The sequence below is a fragment of the Pseudomonas sp. GW821-FHT11D10 genome (assembly GCF_058808435.1).
The window spans coordinates 20,188-35,869 of sequence record NZ_JBXARR010000001.1; the positions used below are offsets into that span (position 1 = coordinate 20,188).

18 protein-coding genes, 1 tRNA gene and 1 pseudogene are annotated in these 15,682 nt (G+C 58.9%); 8 read left to right on the forward strand and 12 right to left on the reverse strand.

What is annotated here, in order from left to right:
* The first annotated feature begins 95 nt into the window (after positions 1-95).
* The 6 genes from cyoA (at position 96) to AC1RT4_RS00120 (ending at position 5,681) form a co-directional block, all read left to right on the forward strand.
* Positions 96-1,037 carry a ubiquinol oxidase subunit II gene (gene cyoA / locus AC1RT4_RS00095; protein ID WP_085606895.1) on the forward strand — a complete coding sequence of 314 codons (942 nt, stop codon included), beginning with the start codon at positions 96-98 and terminating at the stop codon, positions 1,035-1,037.
* A gap of 3 nt (positions 1,038-1,040) precedes the next feature.
* Entirely contained in the window at positions 1,041-3,071 is a 2,031-nt protein-coding gene (gene cyoB, locus AC1RT4_RS00100; protein WP_127799800.1) for a cytochrome o ubiquinol oxidase subunit I, read from the forward strand.
* A 3-nt stretch (positions 3,072-3,074) separates the two neighbouring features.
* On the forward strand, positions 3,075-3,701 hold the full coding sequence (locus AC1RT4_RS00105) for a cytochrome o ubiquinol oxidase subunit III (RefSeq protein ID WP_007956720.1): 627 nt from the start codon (positions 3,075-3,077) through the stop codon (positions 3,699-3,701).
* A complete protein-coding gene (gene cyoD / locus AC1RT4_RS00110; RefSeq protein ID WP_007956718.1) occupies positions 3,701-4,036 on the forward strand; it encodes a cytochrome o ubiquinol oxidase subunit IV in 336 nt (111 codons plus the stop codon). Before AC1RT4_RS00105 ends, cyoD begins: the two co-directional genes overlap by 1 nt.
* A gap of 10 nt (positions 4,037-4,046) precedes the next feature.
* Positions 4,047-4,934 carry a heme o synthase gene (cyoE, locus tag AC1RT4_RS00115; RefSeq protein WP_007956716.1) on the forward strand — a complete coding sequence of 296 codons (888 nt, stop codon included), beginning with the start codon at positions 4,047-4,049 and terminating at the stop codon, positions 4,932-4,934.
* A 255-nt stretch (positions 4,935-5,189) separates the two neighbouring features.
* A complete protein-coding gene (locus tag AC1RT4_RS00120) occupies positions 5,190-5,681 on the forward strand; it encodes a RidA family protein (RefSeq protein WP_007956714.1) in 492 nt (163 codons plus the stop codon).
* Positions 5,682-5,750: 69 nt separating this feature from the next.
* Here AC1RT4_RS00120 and AC1RT4_RS00125 read toward each other — a convergent pair whose 3' ends face one another.
* From AC1RT4_RS00125 to AC1RT4_RS00140, 4 genes are all read right to left on the reverse strand, one after another.
* On the reverse strand, positions 5,751-6,455 hold the full coding sequence (locus AC1RT4_RS00125; RefSeq protein ID WP_192562337.1) for a hypothetical protein: 705 nt from the start codon (positions 6,453-6,455) through the stop codon (positions 5,751-5,753).
* Positions 6,456-6,628: 173 nt separating this feature from the next.
* Positions 6,629-7,153, reverse strand: coding sequence for a DUF6622 family protein (locus tag AC1RT4_RS00130; RefSeq protein WP_493082746.1), 525 nt, complete (start codon positions 7,151-7,153; stop codon positions 6,629-6,631).
* A 64-nt stretch (positions 7,154-7,217) separates the two neighbouring features.
* On the reverse strand, positions 7,218-7,622 hold the full coding sequence (locus AC1RT4_RS00135; RefSeq protein ID WP_493082749.1) for a GNAT family N-acetyltransferase: 405 nt from the start codon (positions 7,620-7,622) through the stop codon (positions 7,218-7,220).
* A 45-nt stretch (positions 7,623-7,667) separates the two neighbouring features.
* Positions 7,668-8,573 carry a LysR family transcriptional regulator gene (locus AC1RT4_RS00140; protein ID WP_007956710.1) on the reverse strand — a complete coding sequence of 302 codons (906 nt, stop codon included), beginning with the start codon at positions 8,571-8,573 and terminating at the stop codon, positions 7,668-7,670.
* A 102-nt stretch (positions 8,574-8,675) separates the two neighbouring features.
* Between AC1RT4_RS00140 and AC1RT4_RS00145 the strand changes: the two genes are divergently transcribed.
* Positions 8,676-9,863: an aspartate aminotransferase family protein gene (locus AC1RT4_RS00145; RefSeq protein ID WP_493082751.1), complete on the forward strand. Its 1,188-nt coding sequence runs from the start codon at positions 8,676-8,678 to the stop codon at positions 9,861-9,863.
* Here AC1RT4_RS00145 and AC1RT4_RS00150 read toward each other — a convergent pair.
* From AC1RT4_RS00150 to AC1RT4_RS00170, 5 genes and pseudogenes are all read right to left on the reverse strand, one after another.
* Positions 9,857-10,083: pseudogene (locus tag AC1RT4_RS00150) on the reverse strand (Txe/YoeB family addiction module toxin). The gene AC1RT4_RS00145 and the pseudogene AC1RT4_RS00150 sit on opposite strands and share 7 nt — an antisense overlap.
* Positions 10,080-10,334: a type II toxin-antitoxin system Phd/YefM family antitoxin gene (locus AC1RT4_RS00155; RefSeq protein WP_493082753.1), complete on the reverse strand. Its 255-nt coding sequence runs from the start codon at positions 10,332-10,334 to the stop codon at positions 10,080-10,082. Before AC1RT4_RS00155 ends, AC1RT4_RS00150 begins: the two are co-directional and overlap by 4 nt.
* Positions 10,335-10,533: 199 nt before the next feature.
* Entirely contained in the window at positions 10,534-12,453 is a 1,920-nt protein-coding gene (locus tag AC1RT4_RS00160) for an alkaline phosphatase D family protein (RefSeq protein WP_493082755.1), read from the reverse strand.
* Between the two features lie 71 nt (positions 12,454-12,524).
* Entirely contained in the window at positions 12,525-13,271 is a 747-nt protein-coding gene (locus AC1RT4_RS00165; protein ID WP_493082757.1) for a hypothetical protein, read from the reverse strand.
* A gap of 133 nt (positions 13,272-13,404) precedes the next feature.
* Positions 13,405-13,758: a hypothetical protein gene (locus AC1RT4_RS00170; RefSeq protein WP_064383933.1), complete on the reverse strand. Its 354-nt coding sequence runs from the start codon at positions 13,756-13,758 to the stop codon at positions 13,405-13,407.
* 118 nt (positions 13,759-13,876) lie between these two features.
* On the opposite strand from AC1RT4_RS00170, the gene AC1RT4_RS00175 reads away from it, so the two are divergent.
* The gene (locus AC1RT4_RS00175) at positions 13,877-14,626 is read left to right on the forward strand and encodes a hypothetical protein (RefSeq protein WP_493082759.1); all 750 of its coding nucleotides are present in this window, start codon (positions 13,877-13,879) and stop codon (positions 14,624-14,626) included.
* 24 nt (positions 14,627-14,650) lie between these two features.
* Here the strand turns inward: AC1RT4_RS00175 and AC1RT4_RS00180 are convergent, their stop codons facing one another.
* The 3 genes from AC1RT4_RS00180 to AC1RT4_RS00190 form a co-directional block, all read right to left on the reverse strand.
* A complete protein-coding gene (locus AC1RT4_RS00180; RefSeq protein ID WP_493082761.1) occupies positions 14,651-15,016 on the reverse strand; it encodes a hypothetical protein in 366 nt (121 codons plus the stop codon).
* Between the two features lie 110 nt (positions 15,017-15,126).
* Positions 15,127-15,456: a hypothetical protein gene (locus tag AC1RT4_RS00185; RefSeq protein ID WP_493082763.1), complete on the reverse strand. Its 330-nt coding sequence runs from the start codon at positions 15,454-15,456 to the stop codon at positions 15,127-15,129.
* Positions 15,457-15,549: 93 nt separating this feature from the next.
* Positions 15,550-15,634: transfer RNA gene (locus tag AC1RT4_RS00190), tRNA-Leu, on the reverse strand.
* Positions 15,635-15,682: the final 48 nt, after the last annotated feature.

The following is a 15,682-nucleotide window of genomic DNA, read 5'->3' on the forward strand; positions in this document are numbered from 1 at the left end:
TTATTCAATCCAAAGAAAATGCCAACCCTTGGCAGGGTGAAGTGTTGGCGATCAAAACCCAACTGCATTGCGCAAGCTGCTTTAGAGGTCGTGAGATGAGTAAAAACAGGTACCCCAGATTACTAGGCCTAGTGCCGCTGCTCGGCACGTTGTTGCTGGGAGGCTGCAACATGACCTTGCTCAATCCAACGGGCCAGGTCGGCCTGGAACAGCGCAACCTGATCATCACCGCCACGCTGCTGATGCTGTTGGTCGTTGTGCCGGTCATCGTCATGACCTTCCTGTTCGCCTGGAAGTACCGCGCCTCGAACAAGAACGCCGTCTACACCCCGAAATGGTCGCACTCGACCAAGATCGAAGTGGCAGTCTGGACCATCCCGGTCCTGATCATCATTGCCCTGGGTTACATCACCTACAAGTCGACCCACTCGCTGGATCCGTATCGTCCGATCGAATCCGACGTCAAGCCTGTGACCATCGAAGTGGTCGCGCTGGACTGGAAGTGGCTGTTCATCTACCCGGAACAAGGCATCGCTACGGTCAACAAGATCGTGTTCCCGGCGCACACGCCAGTTAACTTCCGGATCACTTCGGACGCGGTGATGAACTCGTTCTTCATCCCGGGCCTGGGCGGCCAGATCTACGCGATGGCGGGCATGACCACCAAGCTGCACCTGATCGCTGACCGCAACGCTGAAATGGACGGTATCTCCGCCAACTACAGCGGCGCTGGTTTCACCGGTATGAAATTCAAAGCGATCGCAACTTCTCAGGAAGATTTCGACGCCTGGGTAAGTGAAGTCAAAAAGGCACCTAAACAGCTTGAACCAGCTGAATACGCAGCCCTTGCCAAGCCAAGCCAGAACAATCCAGTCGAGCTCTACTCCTCGGTCACGCCGAACCTGTTCCAGACCATCGTCGACAAGTACGAAGGCATGAAACCGGGCAAGCCGCTGAAGCACGAGAAGAAAGAGAAAGAAGTGGCGGCAACGGATATGGACTCGAATTCGCATTCAGCTGCCGGGGCAGAGGAGTAAACGATGTTTGGTAAATTAAGTTGGGAAGCGATCCCTTTCCACGAGCCGATCGTGATGGTCACCATCTCGATGATCGCGCTCGGTGGTCTGGCGTTGTTCGCTGCAATCACCTACTTCAAGAAGTGGACTTACCTGTGGACCGAGTGGCTGACGTCGGTCGACCACAAGAAAATCGGCGTGATGTACATCATCGTCGCCATGGTCATGCTGCTGCGCGGTTTTGCCGACGCCATCATGATGCGTACCCAGCTGGCCATGGCCACCGAGGGTTCGCCTGGCTACCTGCCACCTGAACACTATGACCAGATCTTCACCGCTCACGGTGTGATCATGATCATCTTCATGGCGATGCCATTCTTCACCGGCCTGATGAACCTTGCAGTGCCGCTGCAGATCGGCGCGCGTGACGTTGCGTTCCCGTTCCTGAACTCCCTGAGCTTCTGGCTGCTGGTGTCCGGCGTCGTGCTGATCAACCTGTCCCTGGGCGTCGGCGAATTCGCCAAGACCGGCTGGGTTGCCTATCCACCGCTGTCGGGTCTGCAATACAGCCCTGGCGTGGGGATGGACTACTACATCTGGGCGCTACAGCTATCCGGTCTGGGTACAACGTTAACCGGGGTTAACTTCCTCGCGACCGTGCTGAAAATGCGTACCCCTGGCATGAAACTGATGGACATGCCGATCTTCACCTGGACCTGCACCTGGGCAAACGTTCTGATCGTGGCTTCGTTCCCGATCCTGACCGCTACCCTGGCACTGCTGACCCTTGACCGTTACATGGATTTCCACATTTTCACCAATGAACTTGGTGGCAATCCAATGATGTACGTCAACCTGTTCTGGGCATGGGGCCACCCTGAGGTTTACATCCTGATCCTGCCGGCATTCGGCATTTTCTCGGAAGTCATCTCGGCCTTCACCGGCAAGAAACTGTTCGGCCACCACTCGATGATCTACGCCTCGGGCGCGATCTCGGTACTGGGCTTCATGGTTTGGCTGCACCACTTCTTCACCATGGGTTCGGGTGCCAGCGTCAACGCCTTCTTCGGTCTGGCGACGATGCTGATTTCCATCCCGACGGGTGTGAAACTGTTCAACTGGCTGTTCACCATCTACCAGGGCCGTCTGCGCTTCACCAGCCAGGTTCTGTGGACCCTGGGCTTCATGGTGACCTTCGCCATCGGCGGCATGACCGGCGTACTGCTGGCCATCCCGGGTGCTGACTTCGTTCTGCACAACAGCCTGTTCGTGATCGCTCACTTCCACAACGTGATCATCGGCGGCGCGGTATTCGGCTACATCGCAGGCTTCGGCTTCTACTTCCCGAAAGCGTTCGGCTTCAAGCTGCACGAAGGCTGGGGTAAAGCAGCGTTCTGGTTCTGGATCTCGGGCTTCTTCGTTGCGTTCATGCCGCTCTACGCTCTGGGCTTCATGGGCATGACCCGTCGTCTGAACGCCACCACCAACCCTGAGTGGGTACCGTACCTGTACGTTGCCATGTTCGGTGCGGTGATGATCGCTGTGGGTATCGCCTGCCAGCTGATCCAGCTGTACGTGTCGGTGCGTGACCGCAACAAGCCGGAAAACATGTGCGAACACGGTGACCCGTGGAATGCCCATACCCTGGAATGGTCGACCTCGTCGCCACCTCCGTTCTACAACTTCGCTGTACTGCCAAAAGCAGACTGCATCGATCCGTTCACCGAGGCCAAGGAAAACGGTACCGCGTACAAGGCACCAGCCAAGTACGAACCGATCCACATGCCGAACAACACCGCCACTGGCGTGGTGATGGGCGCACTGCTGACCGTGTTCGGTTTCGCGATGATCTGGCACATCTGGTGGTTGGCGATCGCCAGCCTGGCCGGCACTGTCATCTACTTCGTGATCCACGCAGCACGTGACGATCAGGGCTACATGGTGCCGGTCGACGTGATCGAGCGCATCGAAGCCGAGCAGCACAAGCGTCTGGTAGCGGCCGGGAAGATCCCTGCTTCCGCAACCCGTGTTGAAACCAAGTTGGAACAGGCTTAAACAATGTCGAACTTAGTGACCAATGCTGGACACGCCCATGGTCATGACCATGGGCACGATGACCATCACCACGACTCGGGCGAGATGACCGTATACGGTTTCTGGCTCTACCTGATGACCGACTGCATTCTGTTTGCGTCGATCTTCGCGGTGTACGCGGTACTGGTAAACAACGTCGCCGGTGGCCCATCGGGCCACGACATCTTCGAACTGCCATACGTGCTGGGCGAAACCGCTCTGCTGTTGTTCAGTTCGATCACCTACGGCTTCGCCATGCTGGCGTTGTACAAAGGTAAAAAGCAGCAGGTTCTGGGCTGGTTGTTCATGACCTTCCTGCTCGGCGCAGGCTTCATCGCCATGGAGATCAACGAGTTCCACCTGCTGATCTCCGAGGGCTTCGGTCCTAGCCGTTCGGGCTTCCTGTCGGCGTTCTTCACGCTGGTCGGTACCCACGGTCTGCACGTGTCCGCCGGTCTGATCTGGATGGGCATCATGATGTACCAGGTCAACAAGCACGGCCTGACGGCGACCAACAAGACCCGTCTGAGCTGCCTGAGCCTGTTCTGGCACTTCCTGGACGTGGTGTGGATCTGCGTATTCACCGTTGTTTACCTGATGGGGACCCTGTAATGGCTAATGCACACTCCCATGACAGCCATGATGCTGGCCACGGCAGCGTAAAGTCGTACGCCATCGGCTTCATCCTGTCGGTAATCCTGACCGTCATCCCGTTCGGCCTGGTGATGTTCCCGACCCTGCCGAAGTCGACGACGCTGGCAATCGTCCTGCTGTTCGCCGTGATCCAGGTGATCGTTCACCTGTATTACTTCCTGCACCTGGACCGTTCCATCGCTCAACGTAACAACGTGATTGCGTTCGTCTTTACGGCCATCGTGATCGTGCTGCTGGTCGGTCTGTCGCTGTGGATCATGTTCAGCATCCACACCTACATGATGGCGAAGTGAGGTAAACCCGATGTCGCTCAAGCACTTTATCCAAATCACCAAACCGGGGATCATTTTCGGTAACGTGCTTTCTGTGGCAGGCGGGTTCTTCCTGGCCTCGAAAGGGCATGTCGATCTGGCCGTGTTTCTGGCAGCCATGATCGGCACTTCCCTGGTTGTGGCCTCCGGTTGCGTGTTCAACAACTGCATCGACCGCGACATCGACCTGAAGATGGAACGCACCAAGAACCGGGTGCTGGTCCAGGGCTTGATCTCCCTGAAACTGGCCCTGGTCTATGCGACCGTCCTGGGTGTCGCCGGCGTTGCGTTGCTGTACAAGGTGGCCAACCCGTTGGCTGCCCTGTTCGCCGTGATCGGCTTCATCATCTACGTCGGCTTCTACAGCCTGTACCTCAAGCGCAAGTCGGTTCACGGCACGCTGGTGGGCAGTCTGTCGGGCGCCATGCCGCCGGTGATCGGTTACGTGGCCGTGACCAACAGCTTCGACATGGCCGCGCTGACCCTGCTGGTGATGTTCAGCCTGTGGCAGATGCCGCATTCCTACGCCATCGCGATCTTCCGCTTCAACGATTACCTGGCCGCATCGATTCCGGTGCTGCCAGTGAAGCGCGGGATCCAGGTGGCCAAGAAGCACATCCTGATCTACATCCTGGCGTTCCTCGTGGCGACCTTGATGCTGACCTTCAGCGGTTACGCCGGCATGAGCTACCTCGCCGTCGCCGCGGCCATGGGCATGTACTGGCTGTACATGGCCTGGACCGGCTACAAGGCGGTGGATGACACGGTCTGGGCACGCAAGCTGTTCGTGTTCTCGATCTTCACCATCACCGCGTTGAGCGTCATGATGTCCCTGGACTTCAAGGTGCCGACCGAGCTGCTGCTGACGTACGCACCGTAAGGTTCGAACGTTGTACGAGAAACCCCGTTCATCGAGAGATGAGCGGGGTTTTTTGTTGCTTGTCGCCGTCAATCAGTTGTCGATGACGGCTGCATAACCGCAAATAATTAGCTAGAAATCGACAGGTTGCGGTCGATGGGCAAAAGCCCTAGATTTGGATCCAGCCATGTCGATGACCCGCCGAAATCCCGATGTCCGGCGCTCATCCTTCATGAACCTGCTGCACTTAATGCATCGATCAAGAGGCTGGGCGAAATGACTGAGAGGATGACCTGCGACGAGCGCTTCATTGCCCTGGCAAAAGAGCTGAATTACGACATCAACGGTGAGAACACGGTGGGTGGCAATTACGCGCCGTTGATCCGTCATCACGATGAGATTTACATCAGCGGCATGGTGCCGCGCACCGAGGGCAAGATTCAGTATCCGGGGCGGGTGGGGCAGGAGTTGACGCTCAAGGATGCGCAGGCCGCGGCGAGCATCAGCGCGATGCGGTGTCTGGCCTTTATCGTCGATGCGGTCGGTTCGCTGGACAAGGTCCGGTCGTTGTTGCGGGTCACGGTGTACGTGAAGTCCACGCCGGATTTCGTCGACCTCAGCGAAGTCGCCAACGGCGCGTCCGATGTATTCAGTTATGTGTTGGGGGATGTCGGGCGACACACTCGCACCACCGTCGGCGTCTATCAGTTGCCGAAGAACGCAGCCATCGAAGTCGACATGATTGCCGCCGTGCACCCATCGGCATAACTGCCGATCACCGAACAACAAAAAGCCCCGCCTGAATGTCAGAGCGGGGCTTTTTCGTCGGCGCCGGTATTACTGGGCGGCGATGCTGTAGCCATCAAACGCGGTCTGCTGTTGCAGCGCGGTGATGATGTTCTTGCGGTTGATCGCGTGCTCGGTGCCGGCGTTGTCGACGAAGGTTTCGCCTTCGATTTCTGCCTCGTCGCCTTCACCGACGAAGGTGAAACCGAGGAATTCCAGCGCCTCGCGATCCACGCTCAGGCGCGAGCGCGGTGTGCGCAGTGGCAGGGTGACGCTGATGCCGTCCTTGCTGATGCTGAACACTTCGACATCTTTCTTGGCGCGTGCGGCCTTGCTCTTGCCGCCGCTCGGGCTGCTGATCGCCTGATGGGTCTGGTTCAGAACCTTGAGGGCCAGGCCGTAGACGATTTCCTGGAACGCCGGATCGTCCTTGAAGCTCGACAGGATGCGGCTGATCGGGAATTTGCTGCTGAGGTCTTCGAGGGCGGCGATGTCGGCGGCCTCGGCGTCCTTCAGACGCTTGAGTTCGCCCATCAGCTCGTAAGCCTGGTCGTCATCGAAGCGGTCGTGGGCCTGACGGATCGCGGCGCGCAGTTCGCGGATCTGATCGCTCTCGCGGCTCGACTGGAACGCGTCCAGCACCATCTCGCTGATGATCTTCGCCTGTGGAATGTGTTGTGAAAGATTGATGGAGTTTTCGTATTCCGCTTTGGACGACAGAGTGACTACGGATTCAGCGGTGTTGAAATCGGACATTGAAATTTCACTACTTTTTTAACTTGAGATGAGACGAGAAAGCGCTGGGGGCTTTTTCAGGCCGACTAATTTAGGGGAGCGCGACGGCGTTGTCACGGAGCAAGGGGCCGGCGGTGCCGATTATTTATCCGGATGATTTGTGAAGGGCAACCAGGCACCGCGCGTGCCTTGGCTCATTCATTGGCAACAGCGTTCTCCGGTAGTCGCCGGGATGTCAGGCCACGCAGCGTCCAGTAGAGCTTCAGCGAGCGGGTGCTGATCAGGCCGCACATGAAACCCGCAATGCCGGCCTTGAGCAGCAGCATGTCCGGGGACGCGGAAAGCTCCGGATTCACGTCATTCTGGTAACCGAAGTAGTAGTTCGCGGAAAAGAACATCAGGTACATGATCAGGATTTTTACCGTACCCGGCATGATTAGCCCCTTTCCAGAGTCGTCGAGCACCACGCCCCGGCGGGAGAACACCAGCCAGGCCGAGAGACCGCCGAGCAACAGCGCGCCGAACCATGTGCTGAAAAACAAGACCGGGTTGATCGACAGGTTCAGGGAATACAGCGACCACGCCAAAAACGCCGGGGGTGTTATCAGCATCGAGGCACGGCTCTCGCGGCGGGGAGAGAACGCCTTGATGCCGAAATAAACCAGCAGCAGAAAAATCAGGTAAACCCGTATCGGAGTGTTTTGCAGAATCGTGAGCATTGCGCAGCATCCATGCTGGAAAAGGAGGAGGGTGGAGCATAGCCGGGGTCACAGTAACCGTCGGCTATTTCAGCCGCAAACGCTCCATCGCAATCACCGATGTTTCAAATCCCAGGCTGGCGAAAAACGCTTCCGCGCCTTCGCGCCCGGCACGCAGGACCCAGGTAATGTCGGTGTTATCGCCCATCACATGTTCGACCAGCGCCCGCCCGATGCCCGCGCGTCGATGTTGCCCGTCGACCACCACCATCGAAAGGTAACCGTTGGACAAGCCATCGGTGATGCCACGGGCGAAACCGACAATCTGCTGGCCGCTCAATGCCACGGCGGTGCGCTGAGAGTTCTGAACAAGCTGTGCGAAATGTTCGGCGGTACCGGTGCGATGAGCCCAGCCGTGCCGCTCCAGAAATTGCCTTGTCGCCGCGACTTCCGTGGGCAGGAGGTCGCGTATTGAAATGTCTTTGTTCATTCGTTGATCCCGTCCCTGGTGTATTTCCAACAGTAGTCATGTTGCCTACGGTCTGCCCCACATCTGCATGGCAAACTCGACGAAGCGGCGCAGTTTTGGCAGCCGATAGCGATCCGGCGCGTAGAGCAGGTGCATCGGGCGGTTCGGCGGCTGGTAGTCCGGCATCACAACCACCAGTCTGCCATCGCGCAGATCCTGTTCCACCAGCGCGTCCGGCAGCATCACGATGCCCATGCCGGTGCGCGCGGCCTGATGCAGGCCGGCGGAACTGTTTATCAGCATCGGGCCTTTGACGTCGACCATGATTTCTCCGTCCGGACCGCTGAGGCGCCACTGCTTTTCCACCGATTGCCAGTCATCGCCGGCGGGGTAGGCGAAGGACAGACAGTCGTGTTGGCGCAGTTCTTCAGGCGTGAGCGGCATGCCGCGTCGGGCCACGTATTCCGGGGAGGCGCAGACGGTCAGGGTGTAGTCGATCAGCGGGCGGGCGATCAGGTTGGACTGGTCGAAGTGGCCCAGTCGGAAGGCCACGTCGAGACCGCTTTCCAGCAGATCAGGGCGGCGGTTGGTCAGGATCACGTCGAGTTTGACCTGCGGACATTGCAGGGAAAACTCACTGAGCGCCGGGGCCAGGCGTTCGACGCCAAAGGTCAGCGGCGCGGTAACCCGCAGAATGCCGCGCGGTTCATCCAGCGTCTGCTCGGCGAGCCGTTCGGAGTCGGCGACCAGACCGAGCACCTCCAGGCAGCGCTGGTAATAAACGCTACCGAACTCGGTCAGTCGCTGGCGGCGGGTGGTGCGTTGCAGCAGTTGCACACCGAGCCGTTGCTCCAGCGCCCGCAGGTGATTGCCCACCATGGTCGTGGACATTTCGCACTGCAGCGCGGCCGCCGTCATGCTGCCGGACTCCACAACCTTGACGTACACGCTCATCGACTGGAACAAATCCATTATCAAGCCCGGCTTTTAAATGATTGAAGTTTTGCCGAGTTTATCCAGTTCAGGTGGATAACCATACTGCCAGCACCTCTCACCTCGCTGGAGTTTGCCGACATGACCGCCGCCCTGATGAACACCTATCAACCGCTGGACTTGAGCTTCATCAAAGGCCTGGGTACTCGACTCTGGGATCAGGCTGGCCGCGAATACCTGGATGCGGTGGCGGGCGTGGCGGTGACCAATGTCGGCCATTCGCACCCGCGCATCGTGTCAGCGATCAGCGAGCAGGCGGGATTGTTGCTGCACACCTCCAACCTCTACAGCATCGACTGGCAACAATCGCTGGCGCAGAAGCTGACGCGACTGGCGGGGATGGAGCGGGCGTTCTTCAACAACTCCGGTGCCGAGGCCAACGAAACCGCGCTGAAACTGGCGCGACTGTATGGCTGGCGCAAAGGCATCGAACAGCCGCTGGTGGTGGTGATGGCCAACGCGTTTCATGGCCGCACCCTCGGAACCTTGTCCGCCAGCGATGGCCCGGCGGTGCGCCTCGGCTTCAATGACTTGCCCGGGGATTTCGTCAAAGTGCCGTTCGGCGATCTTCAAGCGCTGGAGCAGGTGCAGCGCAAACATGGCCAGCGGATCGTGGCGATTCTGGTGGAGCCGATCCAGGGTGAAAGCGGCGTGCAACCTGCACCGCCCGGCTACCTCAAGGCCCTGCGTGAATTGTGCAATCGCCACGCCTGGCTGCTGATGCTCGACGAGATACAGACCGGCATCGGCCGTACCGGCCGCTGGTTTGCGTTCCAGCACGAAGGCATCGTTCCCGACGTCATGACCCTCGCCAAGGGCCTGGGCAACGGCGTGCCGATCGGCGCCTGCCTGGCACGGGGCCGGGCGGCGGATCTGTTCACCCCCGGCAGCCACGGCAGCACCTTCGGCGGTAATCCACTGGCGTGCCGGGTGGGTTGCACCGTGCTCGAGATCATCGAGGAGCAAGGCCTGCTGGAAAATGCCAGGGTCCAGGGCGAGCGCCTGCTGACCCGCTTGCGCGCAGAGCTGGCGGACAATCCGAATGTGCTGGCGATTCGTGGGCAAGGGCTGATGATCGGCATCGAACTCAAACAGCCGATCCGCGACCTGACACTGATTGCCGCGCGGGATCATGGGCTGCTGATCAACGTCACTCGCGGCAAGACGATCCGGCTGCTGCCGCCGCTGACGATTGATGAACGGGAGGTGGGGATGATTGTCAGAGGGGTTGGCCGTTCCCTGAGCCATGTCTCATCCCTCGGTCAGTAGTGAAATCTACAAGTTATGACGCAGATTTCGCCGTCTACGATTGCATAGACCAGGCGATGCTCGGCAGTTATCCGCCGTGACCAGAAGCCGCTCATGTTGTGCTTGAGCGGCTCCGGTTTACCCAAGCCTTCAAAGGGTTGATTCGTTTGAGACCGGTCTTATCGTTTTGCTGAAGCCATAAGTTGTCTTCCCAGCCCGTTGGCGTGAACTGGATTTTCATTCTTCGATCAGTTGCCTGGCTTTGGCTTTTCCAGCGCGCATTTCGCCAATCGATTTGATCAAGCGCTCGGCATTGGCCGGAGAACGCAGCAGATAGGCAGTTTCTTCCAGCGCGTTGTATTCGGCCAGAGACATCATCACTACAGGCTCGCCTTTTTGGCGGGTTACCAGAAGCGGGGCGCAGTCTTCATTCACACGATCCATGGTTTCAGCCAAATGCGCACGAGCCGTGGTGTAGTTGATAGTGTCCATGTTGTAGTCCTCGCTTGATGCAAAGAACGTACAGAAATGAGTACAGGATGACAAGGCGATACCTACCAGTGGTTTTGTCACAGACGGGCTGCCTGCGGTGTGTTGAGTATCACCGAAGTCTCATCGAGACGTTTCTGGGTCTTCTGTAAGCTGATTCCGACGAGCCTGCCATCCCTCTCACTCTCTACGTGAGATTTTTCTAATCAGGGTAGTCCGACAAATCCGGTGCCAGCATCCGGGTCTTCGGTGCGCCGTTCGCGTTGTGCTGGATGATGTCGTTCGGCTGCCCCTGTTGATTGAAAAACACCTGACCAATCCCCGCCGAATTCCACAACCGTTCACCCGCTTCGGCGTGTTCCGGCACGTACGGGACGATGCGCATGCGGCGGCGTTTGGTCAGCCAGTTGAGCGGTGAGCGCGGTGAGTAGAGCCAGCGATTGAGGCGGTCGAACCATTCCAGCAGGGTCGGCGGGAATTCGTTTTTGATGCCGCTGCTGGTGATTTGCCAGATGCGCGGGCCGGCCTTGCGGTGTCGGATCAGGACTTCGTAGACGAAGGAATAATGCACGTCGCCTGACAGCACCACGTAACTGCCCGGTGTACGCGAGTGTCGGAAAATGTTCAGGATCACCTGGGCCGCGCCGCGATGGGCCATCCAGTTTTCCGCGTCCACCAGCAGTGGATAACCGCACCAGCTGAATACTCGCTGCACGGTTTCGATCAGCTTCACGCCAAAGATCGGTGCCGGCGACACGATGATCGCCGAAGGATGGTCGAGCAGCTCCTGCTGCAGTTCGCTCAAGGCTTCCCAGTCCAGCAAACCCGACGGTTGCTTGAGCGCCATCTCGCTGCGCCAGCGCCGGGTGCGAGTGTCGAGCACCACCAGCGCCGGGCTGGTCGGCAATACGAAATGCCACTGCTGAAAGCGCAGCAGTTCGTCAATCAGTTCGTCCTGCACGGGAGCGTCGAGATAGCGGTCGTCACCGCTGGCGCTCAGGCCTCGGGTTTTCTCCAGCACTGCGCTGAATGCATCCGGATTGTTGCCCCAGCCCTGACACAACATGTAGGCGATCAGCGCGTTGCCGATGATGCGCTTGGAGAACGGGTGGCCGTAGGCTGTTTCCTCCCATTGCGCGGACAGGTTCCAGTCATCGGTGATGTCGTGGTCATCGAAAATCATCAGGCTCGGCAGATGCGCCAAGGCCCGGGCCACCTGGCCGAGGCCGGCCTTGAACCCGTCGATGCGGGTCTGTTCGAGGGCATAGCGCTTGAGGCGCTCCGGCGTCAGTGTCGGCGGCTGCGGATTGACCAGTGCCCAGGGCGTTGGCGACCACACCAGCAAATACATCGCCATGACTTCGGCAAACGTCACGAGGTGATTGTCGGCGCTGCTGCTGGTGAAAATCGGCTTGCGCGCACCCCCGAAGAAACGCTCGCGCAGTGTCTCGTTGCTTTCCAGTGCCGGCAGCAAATCCGCACGATGGTAGTAGCTGGCGGGGTGTTCGTAGAGTTTCGCGCTGTCGCTGACTACCGCGCCTTCGAGGTGCTCACCAAACAGGCCGAGGCGCTCGATCAGGGCGTGAATCGCCCGCAACATCGGGCCGGCAACGTCGTCGGCGTAAACCTGATCACCGCTCATCATTAACAGGGCGGGACGTTGCTGCGGATCGGTTTCGGCGGCCAGCAACCGGTCAACGCAGAGCAGGCCGTCGGCGGCCGGGTGATGGGGTTTGCGACAGGAACCGTGGAGCAACTGGTCGATGCGCGAACGCAAGACGAAGTTCGGGCCGGTGGCGTTGTCGTAGAGCAGGTGTGGCGCCCAGTCGGCGATGGGCTGCTGGCCATCGATCAACAGGTCGTAGTCGATACGGGTGTCGCAGGGCAGGGCGGTTTCCAGCGGAACGTCGATCAGGTGAACAAACGCCCGGATGCCCACAGGAATGACCGCGCATTTCCCGGCATCCAGTGGAATGTCTCCTACGCCTTGCAGGCGCAAGGTCAACGACAGTTCGCGGCTGCCGACCAGCCAAAGCACTAAGCGCGTCGGTTCCAGTCGGCGCAGCAGTGGCCCGGCCAGAACAGCAGGCAACGGGCTCAGGTCATCAGGTGTCGGAGGCATCGGGGGGAAAGCTCAAGGCGCACAGGCCGGCGATGATAGCGCAGCCGGCGCCTCGAACCCTTAAACCAGGCTTAAGAGCCCGCTTTTTCCAGCTTCAGTGCCAACAGGCGCCATTCGGCAGGTGTCGCGTCGACTCTTGGCTGTTCCTGTACGGAGCAGTCGAAGCGGTACGTCACATCGTCGCCATTCATGTTCCGCGCGGTGACGGTGTTGCTGAAGGTGTAAACCTGATCCTTGAAGCGTTGCGGTGTCAGGCTTTTGCTGTCGGCAAAACGGGCAGATGCGGGGAAGCGCAAGGTGCTGGTCACGAACGGGCTGCACATGACATACGCGAGCATCGACTTGTCGGCCTGGGCGTCGGCGCGCAATTTTTTGCTCAGCGCCGTCAGGGCCTTGCGACCCTCATTGTCACTCTGGTCGATCACGGTTTGCACCGACATCGTCTTCGGCGCGCGACTGGCGTAATTCGGCAGCAACGCGGAATCCGCTGGAGAGGGCTTGCTGTCCGGCTCGATAGCGGCAAACACCGGCGCATCTTTCAGCGCAGCAGGGCTTGCAATGGCCTCGGCTTCTGGCAGCAATGAGGTCGGCTCGGCTTCCTGCTGTGCCACGACGTTTTCAGTCTGCGCGGCGTCGTAGCGATGCGCCGACGGGAACAGTGAAAAAGTGATCGCCAACACCACCATCGAAACAATGAAACCGCCTGCTACACCGACCAGGTTGGCGTAAAACAAATGCCAGCTGCCGCGGTTTTTCACCACCCAGCGCCACATGAAACCCCAGGCCGCGACAAATGCCAGAAAACGCAGAAACTCCATTTGATCCTTTCCTTAAACCTGCTGAAGCCGGATATCAGTGCCATTCCGATGACGCGCACTGAAAGATGGGCGGCAAGATATCAAAATAGATTTCTGGTGCCACAAGAACCTTCACACGTCGTGTCGATACAGATCACTTGAGCGCAAAAAACGCCAGAGCGGTAATGCCGGCCACTGTGCCGCAAAGGCCTGCCAGCAGCTGCCGCGCAATCAGGGGCTCGACTTGCGAGCGTCGGGCGACCAGCATCCATACGCCGACCAGCGCCGCGGCGGTCGTCATCATTTCCAGCAATGTGGTCGTCAGACCGGTTACGTGCGGTCGGCTCGACCCGAACAGACCGATGTAGAACTCCGAGACCACCAGACCTACCAGCATGCCGCTGGCAGCGCCCAGCAGGTTGGCGAGGAACAGGTTCCAGGTGCCACGATGTTTGACCACCCACACCCACATGGCCACCCAGGCTAAAAGACAAAACGCTGCATCCATCGCACCCCTCCTTTTGAATCAGTTTCGTCAGGCCCGTGGCTCCCGGGCCGACAGTGGACGGCAAGATAGCAAAATAGTAGCTTCGCGCCACTTTCCTGATTCCTGTAATGGACTACTCATGTCAAAAGTCGCCCCTGCTGTGCGCTTGCTGTGTGCAATCACTTTCGCCAGCGCCATGACCCCGGCATTCGCCGCCTGGAAAGAGCACCCGGAAAACAGCTGGAAGTATTACCTCGCCAACTGTCAGCGAATGCAGGAAAAAATGGCCGACGTCCAGAGCGGTCGCGTATCCGGCGCCTTTGAAGTGATGGGCGATCTGGAGAACAGCCAGGGGAGCATGAATGAACGCCGCACGAACCTGCCGCCCCAATACCTCGCCTCCCGGGAATTCGCTCAATGCGAAAACGTGGCGGCCGAGGCCGATGCGATGATTGCCCGTGGCAAAGCCGAGTTCGCCGACAGAATGAACCAGGCCGCCGAGCAAGGCCGGATCGCCCACCAGAACTCCCCCGAATACCAACGTGCCCGTTCACTCGGCTACAGCGATGTCGGCGAAATCTCCTTCCTCAAACTCCACGAAGACATGGACGGCGAAGCACGCCTGAAAACCATGATGATTACCGTCGATGAAGTCTGCGGCCAATACTTTCGCGCCACGCAATATGTGAAGCCGTATGTGATCTACACCGTTCGGCCGTCAGATGGCGGGTGTGGTGAGGAGAAGCGCGTGGCGATTGTCGGCGGCAGGTCGGTGGAGAAGGGCGATTACATCGATGAGCGGGGCGAGTTTCAGTATGTGGGCTGGAAGAAGATTGTCGGTGCGGACGGGTTTGCGTCGGATATTCGGGTGTTGAAGGCTCGGCGCTGACTGCAAAACAGTCACGCCGTCCAGTCACGTGTGGGGGAAGTAATTCACCGCCAGAAACAGCAGGGTCGCCATGCCGGCGACCAAGCCACACACCGCCCCGAGCAACTGACGTGCAACCGGATGTTCGGGTTGGCGGCGATTGGCAATCCAAAGCCATACCCCCGCCAGAACGCCCGCGCTAGTGATGAACACCACCAGACTGCGATTCAGGTTGGGTGTCGCCATCGACGTACCAATGACTGCGTCGTAAATCAGCGTGAACACAATGCCGGTAACCACGCCGCTGCCGGCGCCGGCAAGGTTGGCAAGCAACAGGTTCCACTCACCCCGTTGCTTCACTACCCACAGCCAGGTTCCAGCCATCACCAGCAAGCACAACACAGCATCCATTTTGGTTTATTCCCGAGTGCGCGATAACAGAGGCGGTTGACAGGCCTCTAGCGAGTGGACGGCAAGATATCAAAATAGAAGCCTCGCGCCACTTTCTTCATCTGCGTAGCTTAAAGAATGTCCTTCAAATAACCCTTGAGCGCGAGGAGCGGCTGATCCAGCTGCTCCAGCGACTGCGCCTGACTGAAGTCGGTCGACAACCTGTGCAGTTCCCGCCCCAACGGTTTCTCGACGCCACCCAACGCATCCATCGCCAGCGCCAGGCATTCGTTCATCTTGAACTGGATCGTCTCGACATCACCCCGGCGCACCAGCAGTTCGAACACGTCTTTCTGATAGTCGCCCATGACCATGTCATCGCGCAGAATCGGGCTCAGGCCTTCTTCCTCATACGCGATTTTGAGGGAGAACAGGGCGACGGTTTCCAGTGACGTTTCCATGCGGTGAACCTGTGTGAGATCTCGCCGGAGAGCCGGCGGCACTTTCCGACAGACGAAAAAAAAGGCCTTGCTAAGCAAGACCTTTCTTGATTTTGGTGCCCCGAGGGAGACTCGAACTCCCACTCCTTTCGAAAACGGATTTTGAATCCGCCGCGTCTACCAATTCCGCCATCAGGGCTCAATGGCGGCGAAGTATAGAGAGGTGCCTACCGTTGGTCAATCACGT